Genomic DNA, 14,817 nt, shown 5'->3' with positions numbered 1-14,817 from the left:
AGGACCCTTTGATGAGCCAACAAAAGCTTATTCGTCTAGTTCAAAAAGCTAGACGAAGCCTTTCATTAGAGCATTATACGAGATATTTCCAAGCAGCCTTATTTTATGGATTTACATGTGCCTCGTCTGTTCTATTTGTTTCTCGCTTATTTGTCTTTCCGTATTATTTACGCTCTTCTATAATTATTGGATTCCTTACTTTCCTAATAGTTTTTTTATATGCTTTTTGGAAAAGACCTACAAAACAGGAGGCATTAGAAAGGCTAGATTCTTTCTTCCCAGACAATGTTTTGATTACTGCTTTATCCTTTCTTCAACAGAAAACCGAACTTATTACAGGGCTTGTCAATAAAGCAGAAAGTGATAGTAAAGAAGCTTTAGAAACATTTAAGAAACGAAAAAAAACTTATATTCAACCTAAATGGATAACAGGATTCGTTCTAGCGCTTGCATTTGCATTAGTCCTATTTGCATTTCCTTCTGCAACACAGCTAGAAGCGAAGGATATAGAAAAGGAAAATCAAGTTGTAAATGAAATGAAGAAAGAAGTAGAAAAATTAGAGAAAAAAGAAATGGTAAAGTCTGTGAAAAAAGATTTGAAGGAATTAAAGGAAAAATTGAAAGAAGTAGATACAGCGGAAGAAGCATTGCGCGAAGTAGTAAAAAAACAAAAAGAATTGGCCTTGAAAGAACAAAAGCTAGAGAAAAAGAAAGAGCTCTCGGAAAATGGGGAAACAACCGAAACATCTCTATCAGCGGAAGAACAAAAAGAGCTTGCCTCTTTGGAAGATGTAAATAATACTCTAGCAAAAAGTGCGGCATCCTCCCAAACAGCTTTAAGTAAAATGGGTAAGACATTCCCCTTTAGCACAAATGAAATAGCTCAAGGAAACTCGAATTCAAATAACAATAGCACGAATACTTCCGGAAAATCAGGGAATGGCAACGAGGAACAAAAAGGTGCAAGTGAAAATAAAGGAACAGAACAAAAGGGTCAAGGCCAAGGACAGGGCCAAGGCCAAGGACAGGGCCAAGGACAGGGCCAAGGCCAAGGACAGGGCCAAGGTCAAGGACAGGGCCAAGGTCAAGGACAAGGCCAAGGTCAAGGTCAAGGGTCTGGTGCAGGTAAAGGTTCCGGAGGAAGAGACCTCCTTTCTATCCCATCAAGAATTGGGGGAAATGGCGAAACTAGTGTCGATAGTGGAAAACTTGGTGAGGGGGAAGCAGCTAGTGAACAATCTGGTGAGGTACCTGTAACTCGGGGATCCGTTAAACCATATGAAGAAGTGGTAAATGAATACGCTGACTCTTACTTAAAAAGCTCGGAAAGAATGCAACTACCATCTGATTTACAACGAATTGTTCAAGATTATTTCTCTACAGTTGAAAATAGTGATTAATGGAGGATACTTATGACTTTTACTACAGAAGATTATGTGAATATGAGTAAACGTTTAGAAGAAGTAAAGACAGAAATAGGTCAATTTATTGTGGGACAAAGGGAAGCAGTTGAGTTTGCAATTTATTGTGTTTTGGCTGATGGTCATGCTCTTTTAGAGGGGCTACCTGGTCTCGGTAAAACAATGCTCATTAGAACAATTTCTGAAGTACTCGATTTGTCTTTCTCTCGAATTCAATTTACACCAGATTTAATGCCCTCAGATATTACGGGAACAAGTATGATTGAACGTTTAGAAAATGGAAAGCAGCAATTCACCTTTCAAAAAGGCCCAATATTTAGTCAAATGGTGTTGGCAGATGAAATTAACCGCGCTACACCAAAAACGCAAAGTGCACTCTTAGAAGCAATGGGAGAAAAAACCGTGACAATACTCGGAGATACGAAACAGATGGATCGACCTTTCTTTGTATTAGCTACACAAAATCCCATCGAAATGGAAGGGACATATCCTTTACCAGAGGCACAAATGGATCGTTTTCTTTGTAAAATTCTTGTTTCGTATCCAACAAAAGAAGAACTAATGGAAATTACAAAACGGACAACAGGTGGTAATTCCATTGAACTAAATAAAATAATGAATGCAAAAGATATTGTATATGCACAACAAATGGTGAAAGAAGTTTTAATCGCAGATGATATGCTGGAATATGCCGTTGATATTATTGCAGCTACGCATCCAGAAGCGGCAATTGTCCCTGAAATTGCACAATACGTACAATACGGAAGTGGACCACGTGGTTTACAAAGCCTTATAAAGCTTGCAAAAGCACGTGCGTTAGTAGCCGGCCGATATCATGTGTCGATCGCGGATATAAAGTCAGTGGCAAGACCTGTTCTAAGACATCGTTTGTTATTGAATTATGAAGGAGAAGCAGAAGGTAAAACTGCTGACGAAATGGTGGAATTAATCTTACAAACTATTAAACAAGGGCAAACAATATGAGTACAGAGCCATTAGTTCCAAAAGATTGGGCTGGTAAACTGAGTAGACTTTCTTTAGCAACCAAATCCAAACTGCGTGGTCAACATAAAGGTTCCCATCGCTCCCAACGATTTGGAGCTTCTCTCGATTTTTCAGATTTTCGAGAGTATAGCCCTGGAGATGATGTACGCCAAATAGATTGGAATGTATACGCTCGAACAGAAAAGTATTTTATTAAACGATTTCTAGATGAACAAGAAATGCGAGTACATATAATACTTGATTCCACCAAATCTATGGGGGATAAAATGAAATGGATGTTTGCTAAACAACTAGCTATATCCATTGGAATTCTCGTGTTGCAGCGTGATGATCGTTTATCTTTCACTGCAGTAACAGATGATAAGAAACCACCATTTAGACGAAAAGGGGCAACATATCGAAAGGCATTTACTCAAATAATTTCTGATTTAAAAGAACCCATGATGACAAAGTCGTTCACTGACAATGTCATTTCATTTCTACCTAAGGATAGTACTGTTCTTTTTATTATTTCAGATTGCTTAGAAACCATAGAATCTTGGGAAAAATTACTTCAAAAATTACCGAAGTTCGCAGGTGACATACGTATTTTACAAGTAGTAACGAAAGACGAGTTAAAGCCAACTTATACAGGTGATGTGCAATTAGAAGATGTGGAAACTAATCATCAATTAAATATATCTATGTCTACCAGCGTATTGGAAGCATATGAGCGAGAAAGAAAATTACATCAGCAAGCTTTAGAATTGTTATGTAGAAAATTCGGGGTAAAACTGCTTCAGGTTAATGCAGAAGATGGTATTTCACAAACTATGTTTCATCAACTATTACGTGCAAACTGGGTACAGTGAGGTGAAATTATTTGGGTTTTAATCAGTTAGGGTTTTTATGGACAGCTATTTTTCCGTTAGCGGTTTTACTTTATTATTTCTTTCGTAAAAAATATGCGAAACAGAATGTTTCGTCCACTCTCTTTTGGAATGAAGCTATGAAGGAAACAAAGGCATCTCCTTATTTGAAGCATTTACAACGAAATGCTTTATTTTATTTACAGATGCTCGCAATGATTTTATTGGTTATTGCCTTACTACAACCATTTTGGAAAACAAAATCATTGGCTGGAGAACAAGCTTTGTTTATTGTAGACACATCTGCAACGATGGAAGTGAATACAAATGGTACATCTCTTTTTGAGCAACATAAAAAGGATATGTTAACACTTGTGGAACAGCTTTCAGGTAAACCGTTAACAATAATAACTACAGGCAATCAACCGGAAGTTATCGCTCGCCAAGAAACGAACTTGAATGAAATTAAAAATATTATAAACGATTTAGAAGTAAGCTATGAAGAAGAAAGTATGTCGAAATCATTAGACTTTGCTCAATCATTTTTTCATAACAAAGCGACCTCTGTTTACATATTTACCGATCAACTTGACAAGCAATCGTTGCCTTTACAATATGAGCAAGTAAGTTGGAATGTAGTTGGACAAACAAAGGATGTAAGAAATGTATCTTTGAAGAGATTTGGCGCTACCAAAACGAATACTGGAATCTCCGCTTTAATTCAGGTTGAAAACCAGTCAAATAAAGAAGAAGTAACTGAATTGACACTGTCAAATGAACAGACAGAAATGGTAAAAGAAAAGATTACCATACCTCCAAATGAAACAGTTACTTTATCATTTAATGACCTTAAAGAATCGTCCTTATTAAAAGCAAACCTAAATATAAAGGATCATTATTCTCTTGATGATTCCATGACTGTCTTTATGCAAGACCAATTATCAAAAGTATTTATTGATAGTTCTTTGCATTCCCTCGTTAGAACTGCTTTTCAATCGTTAGATATAGAAGTAAGCAGCATACCTCCTGAACAAGTAGGTTTGTTAAAAGAAGAAGGTATTGTCGTAACAAATCAATTCGAATTAATGGAACAGTTAGAGCTTCCATCTTTTTTTATTGGTAGAAATGATGTTACACCAATAGAAGTTAATGGTGTTGTAGAAACATTGGAACATCCTCTTTTTTCTTTTGCTAATCTAACAGATATATATGTGAATAGTGTATATCCACCTATAGAAGGATATACGACGATTGCAACAGTGGGAGAAGAACCATTCATTCAAGTTTCTCCAAGAGGAGATATTGTTGTCCTTTCTGATATTCAAATGACTGATTGGCCTCTGAGTCCATCGTTTCCTCTGTTTATGTGGAGTGTGAAAGAGCAGCTATCTGCCGGTAATACTTATTTAGGGACTTTTTCACCGAATGAACGCAAAGCCTTGTCGCTTGGAAGTGCAAGCAATGAGTGGGAGCTTTATACGATGGCTGATGAGTATGAATATTCCATTGAAAACGGGGGTGCATTTATAGCACCTAAGAAACCAGGTTTATATGTACTCCGTTCAGATGAAAAAGAAAAAAATATTTCAGTTGCTCTATCTCAAAAAGAAAAAGAAATTCAAAAAGGAGCGACTTATACATTAAGTGGACAACAAATAGAATCGAAGGAAAACTTTAGTCAACATTCATTTGTTCCTTACCTATTAATTGTTTTATTGTTACTATTTGTCCTAGAGTGGGAGGTGCAAAGACGACGTGGATTTACGAGTTGATCAACCACTATGGCTACTATTATTTATTCCAATTTTGATTTACTTGATTTGGACATGGAGAAGAGATAAAAATAGTTTTCGAAAAGAAGCAAAAGTAGTATTTTTTATACGTCTACTTGCTATCTTCTGTTTAATCCTAGGATTAACAAATCCATATCTATTATTACCTATTAAAGAAGAACAAGTTTTGTTTTTAGTCGATCGTTCGGCATCTGTTCAAGGAACTGATCAACAAGTGGCAGAATGGATTGAAAAAAGCATGTCTACCCGAAAGGATTCTCATCTTGTAGGCGTTTATACATTTGCAGAAGACTTTCAATCAGAAGTCGCATTGACGAGTGGAGAAGTAAATTTACCTGTTTTTGCGCCAATGAAAGACTCAGGTGATACAGATATAGCAAGAGCATTACAACTATCTACGGGTATTGTGGAGCCCAACAAAGCTACACGTATTGTTCTTTTCACAGACGGTATCGAAACTACAGGTTCTGTTACAGATGAGTTAGTTAAAATTACTGGAGGAAATGTAACGATTGACGTAGTTCAACTGAATAGGATAGCTACAGAAGATGTTGCAATAACCTCTTTTGAGACGCCACCCGTTGCGTTTGAAGGAGAGCAACAACAGTTAAACGTCGAATTAGAATCCACTACTAATACAAAAGGAGAAATACTTCTTTATCAAAATGATGAGTTAATATCACGTCAGCATTTAACGCTTGAACAAGGTACAAATACGTATACTTTTCGAAATTCATCTGCTGGGGAGGGCCTTTTAAAGTATGAGGTTCAAGTAGTCATTGCGGGGGATGGTTTAATTGAAAATAATAAACTGACAAGTGTCACGAATGTTGAAAGTTCACCACAACTACTAATCGTGACACATGAAAGAAATAACTCTAATATTGCATCAGTTATCGATCAAGCTGCTATCAAGACGGACGTGATTGATTCTACCGAGCTTCCATTCGATCTATCCAATTATTTGGCGTATGATGCCATTATTTTTGATAATGTTCCTGGGCATGTTGTGGGAGAGCAAAAAATGACCGTCATCGAACAAGCAGTGAAGAACTTCGGTGTAGGGTTTATGATGGTTGGTGGCAAAAACAGCTTTGGCTTAGGTGGATACTTTAAAACTCCTATTGAAAAGTTACTTCCAGTGGAGATGGAAATTAAAGGTAAGCATCAATTGCCTTCTCTTGGATTAGTAATTGTTATGGATCGTTCTGGAAGTATGAGTGGCTCAAAATTCGAATATGCGAAAGAAGCAGCAGCCCGTTCAGTAGAAATGTTACGTGAAGGAGATACGCTTGGATTCATAGCATTCGATGATCGCCCTTGGGAAATTATAGAGACAGCATCTTTAAAGAATAAAGAAAAAGCCTTAGATACTATTTTATCTGTAGGGGTAGGCGGGGGCACAGAAATATATTCGAGTTTAGCTTTAGCTTATGAACGCCTATCTCCTTTAAAACTGCAAAGAAAGCATATCATTTTATTAACAGATGGACAGTCAGCTACTTCAAACGATTACGAGGCATTAATTGAGGAAGGCTCGCAGGATTTAATAACAGTGTCTACTGTTGCAGTTGGGCAGGATGCAGACAGAGCGTTATTGGAAAATATTGCTGAAATCGGTGGTGGATCTTTTTATGATGTGGCAGATGAATCTACTATTCCAGCCATAATGTCTACCGAAACGGCCATGATCTCCCGCACGTATATTGAAGATAATCCGTTTTATCCCACCATTTATGGAGATGCAGCATGGACGAGTTTATTTGCCGATGGTGTACCACAAATGAACGCGTATATCGCGACTACTCCTAAACAAACAGCATCTATTATTGCGGAAAGTGAAAAAGAAGATCCTGTTCTAGCAGAATGGATGTATGGGTTAGGAAGAACAATTGCTTTTACATCTGATTCCACAGGAGAGTGGAGTGGTGATTTCGCAAATTGGAATAATTTGGGTGATTTTTGGAACACAGCAGTTTCTCGACTTTTACCTGCATATAGTGAGGTACCTTTCACGATTCAAAAATCAAGTGATGGTAGTTATTCTGTAGCGGATCCTACTGGGAAGTCTTCGTTTATTGAAGTAACTGCAGTCAATGAAAAAGGAGAAGAATTACCTGTTACGTCAGAACCGATAGCACCTGGAAAATCAAGAGTGACAGTTGAAAGTGATCCTGGTCTTGTATTTTTCCGTGTTTCAAATGAACAAGATGCCCTATACCAAGCAGGCATATCGATACCATATAGTGCAGAATATAAGGTGCAGAAGGCAAATTCAAATTTGCTGGAGCAGATTGCAAGTCAAACAGGGGGCAGGCTGCTTACAGAAGCATCTGAAGTATTTCGACCTATAGAGATAAAAAGCTCTGAAAAACAATCGATCCAACAAATGCTTGTACTTGCTGCGATTATTTTGTTTTTTATAGATATTACGATTAGAAGGTTTGGTTTTAGACAACTTATAACTCCATTCTATAAATTGAAAAGAAAAGAAAAAATACCGAACGTGACGTCGACAAGTAATGTTGAAAAACTTGTAAAAGAGAAAAAGAAACGATAATAAAAGCTGCTAGTGATAAAAAATTCACTAGCAGCTTTTGTGTTATATTACGGGATTCTTTTTCTTAACCCAAACTAGAGTTAAACCCCATGAAAATAGTAATATGACCGAACCTATGACAAATGGAAAGTTGATATTAATATCAAAAAATATTCCCGCTAGTGCAGGACCTATCATATTTCCTAAACTCATATAAGCATTATTCATACCTGCAGCAAATCCTTGTTCATGCCCTGCCAATTTTGAAACAACCGTATTGACCGCTGGACGAATAAGAGTAGTTGCAGTAGAAAATATTGAAGCCACTGTTAATACTAGCCAGAAACCATCTACTAGGAAGAATAGTAATAAAGCAGAGGCAGCCACTACTAAATTGATTAAGATAACATTTATTTCTCCGAAACGCTTGAACAATTTATCGACAACGACTGTTTGAACAATTACACCGATAAATCCACCAACTGTTAATACGACTGCTATGTCTTGTGGAGTGTAATTGTATTTATGATCCACGTATAATGAGAAGGTCGTTTGGAAATTGGCAATACCAAATGAGAAAACAAAGATGATGATAAGCATCATAAAATAAGGTGTTTTAACAGAGTTCTTCATTTGAACAAAAATATCTTGTCGTTTTTTCTCTTCAGGAGGATTTGCCGAAACAGCATTTTTAATATCCGGCAAAATGAAAAAAGATATAAAGGCAGAAAGGATTGCTGCTAGGGCAGCCATATAGAATGGGAAAGTTAAGCTAACGTTAGCTAAAAATCCTCCTATTGCTGGGCCTATCATAAATCCAAGAGACATAGAAGCACCAAGGAGTCCCATTCCTTTTCCTCGTTCTTCAAGAGTGGTAATATCTGCAACAAATGCCATCGTTGCAGGAATTAAAAAGGCCCCTCCAATTCCACTAACAAAACGTGCACAATAAAGCATCCATTCATGAGTAGCCATACCGAACCATAATTGAGAGGCAGAAAATATAACTAGGCCAACTATAATTAGTTTTTTGCGTCCCAGTGAATCAGATAAATCTCCAGCTAAAGGAGAAAATAAAAACTGACCTAATGCAAAGGAAGCAATAATAAATCCGAGTGCTTGTCCTGCTACACCAAACGTTTCAAGATATTGAGGCATAACTGGAATAACTAAACCGATTCCTGCCATCGCTATAAACATATTAAACATTAATATGTAAAGGGCAAATTGATTTGATTTCTTCTTCATACGTTTCCTACTTTCTAAAAAATACTTATATACGTCTATCGATTCTATCACATTCTTATCATAATAAAAACTTTCGCAACACGAATTATTGTTAATTTTATATTTAGATAATTAAAAACCTAGAACCGCCTATCAAAGACGGATCTAGGTTTTTAGTTTGTACTCATTTTAAACTCTAAAAATAATTCATTGTACTTACCGAGTAATTCAAGACCGAGATTATTATAAACTTCTAAATTGTCTCGTTGTTCCTCTGGAGGATAGAAACGTTCATCCGAGGTGACTTCTTCATCCATTAAGGAAACTGCTGCAACGTTTGGTGTAGAGTAACCTACATAATCTGCATTTTGAGCAGAAATTTCAGCATCTAACATAAAGTTAATAAATGCATGGGCTCCTTCCACATTAGCAGCGGTTTTCGGTATAACCATATTATCGAACCATAAATTGGATCCTTCTTGTGGAACTGCATAGTCAAGTTCTTCATTTTCCCACATCATATCAGCAGCTTGTCCTGACCAAGTAAGTGCCACAGCAGCTTCCTCATTAACCATTAGTTGAGTTACTTCATCTCCAATAATAGCTTTTACATTAGGTGTAAGTTTTTTCAACTTATCAGTAGCTTCTTGCAACTCGTTTTCGTTTGTTGAGTTTAAAGAATAGCCTAAACTATTCAAGCCCATTCCAATAACTTCTCTGGCACCGTCTACTAATAGAATTTCTCCTTTTAAAGATGGATCCCAGAGTGCTTCCCAACTTTCAAAGGTTTGTCCATCGAGCAAGCTCGGATTATAAACGATTCCTACAGTTCCCCAAAAATAAGGAATAGAAAATTCATTTTTAGGATCAAAGGACAAGTCTAAAAAATATGGATCAATATTTTTTAAATTCGGTATTTTGGAATGGTCAATTGGTAATAGTAAATTATTTTCTTTCATTTTTTCTATTGCATATTCAGAGGGGACAGCAATATCGTAGGAAGTCCCACCTTGCTCAATCTTAGTCATCATCGCTTCATTCGAATCGAACGTTTCATATACGACCCGATATCCGGATTCTTCCTCAAATTGTGCGATTAACTCTGGGTCAATATATTCTCCCCAGTTATAAATAGTAACGGTATCATTCCCAGCTTTTCCTGAGCTTTTATTTAAATAGTCATTAACAAGAAATAATAAAATACATACAACGATTATTGCAACTGTAGCTCTTATAATATTCTTCATTTTCTTTCCCCCATTCCAACAGGGTTTTTACCACGTTGACTAATAAAGTAATAACCAACTACTAGGAACAAAGTAACTACAAAAATGATACCAGATAGCGCATTAATCGTTAAGGTTATACCAGCACGTGCCATGGAGTAAATTTCAACAGAAAGCGTACTGAAACCATTCCCTGTAACGAAAAAAGTCACTGCAAAATCATCTAGTGAATAGGTTAATGCCATAAAAAATCCCGCAAATATTCCCGGTTTGATAAATGGAATAATCACTCGAGATAATATATCTTTGTTCGTCGCTCCAAGGTCAGCTGCAGCATCGATTAAAGAGCTGTTCATCTCTTGTAGCTTTGGAAGAACCATAAGTACAACAATAGGAATACTAAATGCGATATGAGAAATTAACACAGAAGCAAATCCCAATTTAACACCGACCATTGTAAACAAGATTAAGAAGGAAGCACCAATAACAACATCTGGACTTACAATTAATACGTTATTTAAAGATAAAATGGAATTACGGATAGATTTATTTCTCATATAGACAATACCAAGGGAACCAAACACACCAATAATCGTTGCTATTAATGCAGAAAGTAATGCAACAATTATAGTATTAATAAGTATCATAATCAGTCGAGTGTCAGAAAAGACAGCTCCATAATGTTCCCATGTAAATGACTCAAAAGAATTCATCGTACCGCCACTATTAAAAGAATAAAAGATTAGATAAAAAATCGGTGCGTATAAAACAATAAATACGAGGGCTAAATATAGCTTTGCTGACTTACTTGTTTTTTCCATGTAAATTAGCCCCCTTATCTCTTTGGCCTGTAATTATCATTATTATTACCATGAATATAATTAGGAACACTGCAATTGTTGCACCCATTCCCCAGTTTTGTGTAACTAAAAATTGTTGTTCAATAGCTGTACCTAGTGTAATTACCTTGTTTCCAGCGATTAAACGTGTAATCATGAAGAGGGAAAGGGAAGGGATAAATACTGCTTGAATACCAGCTTTCACACCATTCGTCGTTAATGGGAAAATCACTTTTGTAAAGGTCGTCCAACTTGATGCACCTAAATCTCTACCAGCATCAACTAAGGATGGATTTAACTTATCCAGTGCATTAAAGATAGGTAGAATCATAAAAGGAATAAAAATATAGACGGAGACAAAAATAAAACTAAAATCAGTAAATAATATTTGCTGCTCTCCGATTCCAAATACATTTAAAAATGCATTTATAGGTCCATATAAACCAAAAATTCCAATGAAAGCATATGTTTTTAGAAGTAAGTTTATCCAAGACGGAATAATGATTAATAATAGCCATAATTGTTTATGTTTTGTTTTTGTTAAAAAATATGCTGTAGGGTAAGCAATTAGTAAAGAAAACAATGTAATTAAAAAAGCATACCAGAAAGAGCTAATGGTCAATTTTAAATAAACAGAAGTAAAGAAGTTTTGATAATTTGTAAGCGTAAAGTTACCGTTTAAGTCAAAGAAAGAATAATAAGCAATCAATGCTATTGGAGCTATTACAAATAATAGAATCCAAGCAAAATACGGTACTAAATATAAAATTTTCGTATTTTTAGTTTGCATACTGTTCTTCTCCGTAAGATTCTAAACGTTTGTCGAATTCTTCTTCTGTTTCATTGAGACGCATTACATGAATAGATTCTGGATCAAAATCTAAACCGATAAATTCACCGACTTCTGCTTTTTTGGTTGAGTGAACAAGCCATTCATTTCCCTCATCATCGTAAGTTGAAAGTTCATAGTGAACCCCTCTAAATAGCTGAGTATCTACTTTTACTTTCATTTTTCCTTTTTCAACTTCTGTGATTTCTAAATCTTCTGGACGGATTACAATATCAACTTTTTCGTTTGTATTTAACCCCTGATCGACACACTCAAATACTTTTCCACCAATTCGAACTTGAAAATCCGCAACCATCGTTCCTGATACAATATTAGATTCCCCAATAAAATCAGCTACGTAGCGATTAATTGGTTCATCATAAATGTCCATAGGAGTACCGCTTTGTTCAATGTGACCTGCATTTAATACGAAAATTTCATCAGACATTGCAAGTGCTTCTTCTTGGTCATGTGTCACAAAAATAAAAGTTTTTCCTAACCGTTGTTGTAATTCACGAAGCTCGTATTGCATTTCAGAGCGAAGTTTCAAGTCAAGAGCTGATAGAGGCTCGTCTAATAAAATTATTTCAGGATCATTGACGATTGCACGAGCTATTGCAACACGCTGTCTTTGCCCACCAGACATTTCAACGATTTCTCTATTTTCATATCCTGTCAAATTAACAAATTTAAGTGCCTCAAATACTTTTTGTTCTATTTCTTTTTTTCCTAACTTTTTAATACGAAGACCAAATGCAACATTTTCAAACACATTTAAATGTGGAAACAATGCATAGTCTTGGAATACGGTATTTACTTGACGTTCATTTGCAGGAACGTTATTAATTAGTTTCCCATTGAAATAAATGTTTCCACTGGAAGGCTGCATAAATCCTGCTATTAATCTCAATATTGTTGTTTTCCCACAACCAGATGGTCCTAGAAGAGTATAAAACTTTCCACGTTCTAATTCCAAGTTAATATTATCGAGTACTGTAGTGTCTGAATCGTAGAATTTTGTAACATTCTCGAAACGAATGATTGTTGTTTCCGACATAAAATCCCTCCATAACTTCTATAAATATGAATTTGTAACTACGTAAATAACGTGTGCTTCTTCAGTAGAATTATTTTCAAGCAGGTGATGATCAGACGCTTCAAAGTAAATAGATTCTCCTTTTAAAGCTATGTATTGTTGCTTTCCTAAAGTAAGTTTAACTCTTCCTTGTAATACATAAATAAAAGTCTCAGAAAGTGAAGGCTCAAATTGTTTAAATTGACCGCCAACTCCAAACTTAAGATAAACAGGCTCCATTTCATTATCATTGGATTCAGAAATAAGCCATCTTAGTTCATAGTTCTTATCTTCATCTTCATAAATAGTCTGTTCCTCTTGCGTGAAAACAACCTTTGTCCTTGCGTATTCATCGTCAAAAAAATCTTTCGGTTTTGTTCCTAACACACTTAATATGGAAAAAAGGGTCTCAATAGACGGCGAATTTATATCTCTTTCTAATTGAGATATAAAACCTTTACTAAGGTCTGTTCTTTCTCCAAGTTCTTCTTGTGTTAGTCCTTTTTTTAAACGCAACCTCTTTATTTTTTTCCCTATTTGCATATAAAGAAACTCCTTCGTAAGCGAAAATGAATTCCTATTTTAAACAAAGTTTATTTTAACACAACTTAAAGTTTACTTTAACAACTTATTTTATTAATATCAAAAAATTGTTAGTACTTCTATAAAAGGAACAGTCAATTTACTTTCATTTGCATACAATAGCTTTGGACTTATACAAAAAAGGAGAGAAGTAATTGAAGCTAAGAGAGGAGTTACCTGATTTTTCTCGGGATTTAAAGTGGATGAATGGCAAACAGACAAAGGAGCAATTGATAGGAGAAGTACCCCTTCTTGTCCATTTTTGGTCAGTAAGCTGTAATTTATGTAAGACCTCAGTGGAAAAAATCAATAAATGGAAAGTGTTATACAGTGGAAAATTTAAAATCGTTAGTGTGCATATGCCAAGAAAACAAGAGGATATAGATGAACAGTTAATTCAAGTTCTTACTAAGAAATGGAACATGAACCATCCCGTTTGCTTAGACCATCAATTAATTGTTACCAAAGCATTTCAAAATAGAATTGTTCCTTCCTTTTATTTATTTGATAAAAATGGTTTGTTAAGACATGTCCAATCTGGTGAGAACGGGATGCATATGCTTGAAAAACGATTGACTCTTTTAATGAAAGAAAAATAGGACGATAAATCTAACTACTATTTGATTCCATATGGTAAACTAAGTGCAGTCGAATGGTAGGGAGGTATTGGCGTGCAAAAGGAATTCGTAGTTATTGGATTAGGTCGTTTTGGAGGAAGTATTGTACGAGAACTGATTACTCAAGGTGCAGATGTAATGGCAATCGATATAGTACCAGAACGTGTAGATGAATTTGCAGCAATTGCAACACAAGCCGTTGTAGCAGATACCACAGACGAAGCAGCTTTAAAATCTCTTGGTATTCGGAATTTTGAACATGTAATTGTTGCTATTGGAGATGATATTCAATCCAGTATTCTTACAACACTAATGCTTAAAGAGATTGGTGTCAAAAAAATTACTGTAAAAGCACAAAATGATTATCATGAAAAAGTACTCCGCAAAATAGGGGCAGATCAAGTTGTTCATCCAGAGCGAGACATGGGTATTAGAATTGCAAATAATATAATATCTAGTAATGTTCTCGATTATCTTGAACTATCTGACAAACATTCAATTATGGAAATAAAGGTAAATGAAAAAATAGCAGGTCATTCAATTATCGATTTAGATATTCGCGCAAAATACGGAATAAATATTGTTGCTGTGAAAAGAGGAAACGATATTTTTGTTTCACCACCTCCAGATGAGCAGCTTCAATTAAATGATGTGCTCATCATTATTGGAGCAGATGTCGATATTAATCGTTTTGAGAAAAAAGTTTTATCTTAATAGAACTGTAAATACTTAAAACATAAGCCCAAATGTGGGCTTTTTTATTTGCGCACGAAACCTCTAAAATAATCTCCCACAAGAGCTTTCTTATAAAAAGAT

The 14,817-nt window shown here is 35.5% G+C and carries 13 protein-coding genes; 7 read left to right on the top strand and 6 right to left on the bottom strand.

The annotated features are described in order from the left end of the window. Positions 1-11 precede the first annotated feature (11 nt). From AM499_RS21670 to AM499_RS10545, 5 genes are read left to right on the top strand one after another with little or no spacing between them, the layout of a single operon-like run. Positions 12-1,400, top strand: a complete 1,389-nt coding sequence (locus AM499_RS21670; RefSeq protein WP_053590177.1) for a hypothetical protein — start codon at positions 12-14, stop codon at positions 1,398-1,400. A 12-nt stretch (positions 1,401-1,412) separates the two neighbouring features. Continuing rightward, positions 1,413-2,405: an AAA family ATPase gene (locus tag AM499_RS10560; protein ID WP_053590176.1), complete on the top strand. Its 993-nt coding sequence runs from the start codon at positions 1,413-1,415 to the stop codon at positions 2,403-2,405. Further along, entirely contained in the window at positions 2,402-3,277 is an 876-nt protein-coding gene (locus AM499_RS10555; protein ID WP_053590175.1) for a DUF58 domain-containing protein, read from the top strand. The genes AM499_RS10560 and AM499_RS10555 overlap by 4 nt, the downstream gene beginning before the upstream one ends. 11 nt (positions 3,278-3,288) lie before the next feature. Next, entirely contained in the window at positions 3,289-5,046 is a 1,758-nt protein-coding gene (locus AM499_RS10550; protein WP_053590174.1) for a vWA domain-containing protein, read from the top strand. Continuing rightward, on the top strand, positions 5,030-7,627 hold the full coding sequence (locus tag AM499_RS10545) for a VWA domain-containing protein (RefSeq protein ID WP_053590173.1): 2,598 nt from the start codon (positions 5,030-5,032) through the stop codon (positions 7,625-7,627). The genes AM499_RS10550 and AM499_RS10545 overlap by 17 nt, the downstream gene beginning before the upstream one ends. A 42-nt stretch (positions 7,628-7,669) precedes the next feature. On the opposite strand, the gene AM499_RS10540 is transcribed toward AM499_RS10545, so the two are convergent. The 6 genes from AM499_RS10540 to AM499_RS10515 form a co-directional block, all read right to left on the bottom strand. Beyond that, a complete protein-coding gene (locus tag AM499_RS10540; protein ID WP_053590172.1) occupies positions 7,670-8,854 on the bottom strand; it encodes an MFS transporter in 1,185 nt (394 codons plus the stop codon). A gap of 152 nt (positions 8,855-9,006) precedes the next feature. Beyond that, positions 9,007-10,080, bottom strand: coding sequence for an ABC transporter substrate-binding protein (locus AM499_RS10535; RefSeq protein ID WP_053590171.1), 1,074 nt, complete (start codon positions 10,078-10,080; stop codon positions 9,007-9,009). Next, on the bottom strand, positions 10,077-10,880 hold the full coding sequence (locus AM499_RS10530; protein ID WP_053590170.1) for an ABC transporter permease: 804 nt from the start codon (positions 10,878-10,880) through the stop codon (positions 10,077-10,079). Before AM499_RS10530 ends, AM499_RS10535 begins: the two co-directional genes overlap by 4 nt. Continuing rightward, positions 10,864-11,688 (bottom strand): ABC transporter permease, encoded by an 825-nt coding sequence (locus AM499_RS10525; RefSeq protein WP_053590169.1) that lies wholly within the window; start codon positions 11,686-11,688, stop codon positions 10,864-10,866. The genes AM499_RS10530 and AM499_RS10525 overlap by 17 nt, the downstream gene beginning before the upstream one ends. After that, a complete protein-coding gene (locus AM499_RS10520; RefSeq protein WP_053590168.1) occupies positions 11,678-12,784 on the bottom strand; it encodes an ABC transporter ATP-binding protein in 1,107 nt (368 codons plus the stop codon). Before AM499_RS10520 ends, AM499_RS10525 begins: the two co-directional genes overlap by 11 nt. Positions 12,785-12,802: 18 nt before the next feature. Then, a complete protein-coding gene (locus AM499_RS10515; RefSeq protein ID WP_053590167.1) occupies positions 12,803-13,345 on the bottom strand; it encodes a helix-turn-helix domain-containing protein in 543 nt (180 codons plus the stop codon). Positions 13,346-13,539: 194 nt separating this feature from the next. Here AM499_RS10515 and AM499_RS10510 point away from each other — a divergent pair, with 194 nt between their 5' ends. Then, positions 13,540-13,983 carry a TlpA family protein disulfide reductase gene (locus AM499_RS10510; RefSeq protein ID WP_053590166.1) on the top strand — a complete coding sequence of 148 codons (444 nt, stop codon included), beginning with the start codon at positions 13,540-13,542 and terminating at the stop codon, positions 13,981-13,983. 72 nt (positions 13,984-14,055) lie between these two features. Beyond that, positions 14,056-14,715, top strand: coding sequence for a potassium channel family protein (locus AM499_RS10505; protein WP_053590165.1), 660 nt, complete (start codon positions 14,056-14,058; stop codon positions 14,713-14,715). The last annotated feature ends 102 nt before the right edge of the window (positions 14,716-14,817 follow it).

The sequence above is a fragment of the Bacillus sp. FJAT-22090 genome, from assembly GCF_001278755.1.
Lineage (GTDB): Bacteria > Bacillota > Bacilli > Bacillales_A > Planococcaceae > Psychrobacillus.
This window is presented reverse-complemented; position numbering and strand designations above follow the sequence as displayed.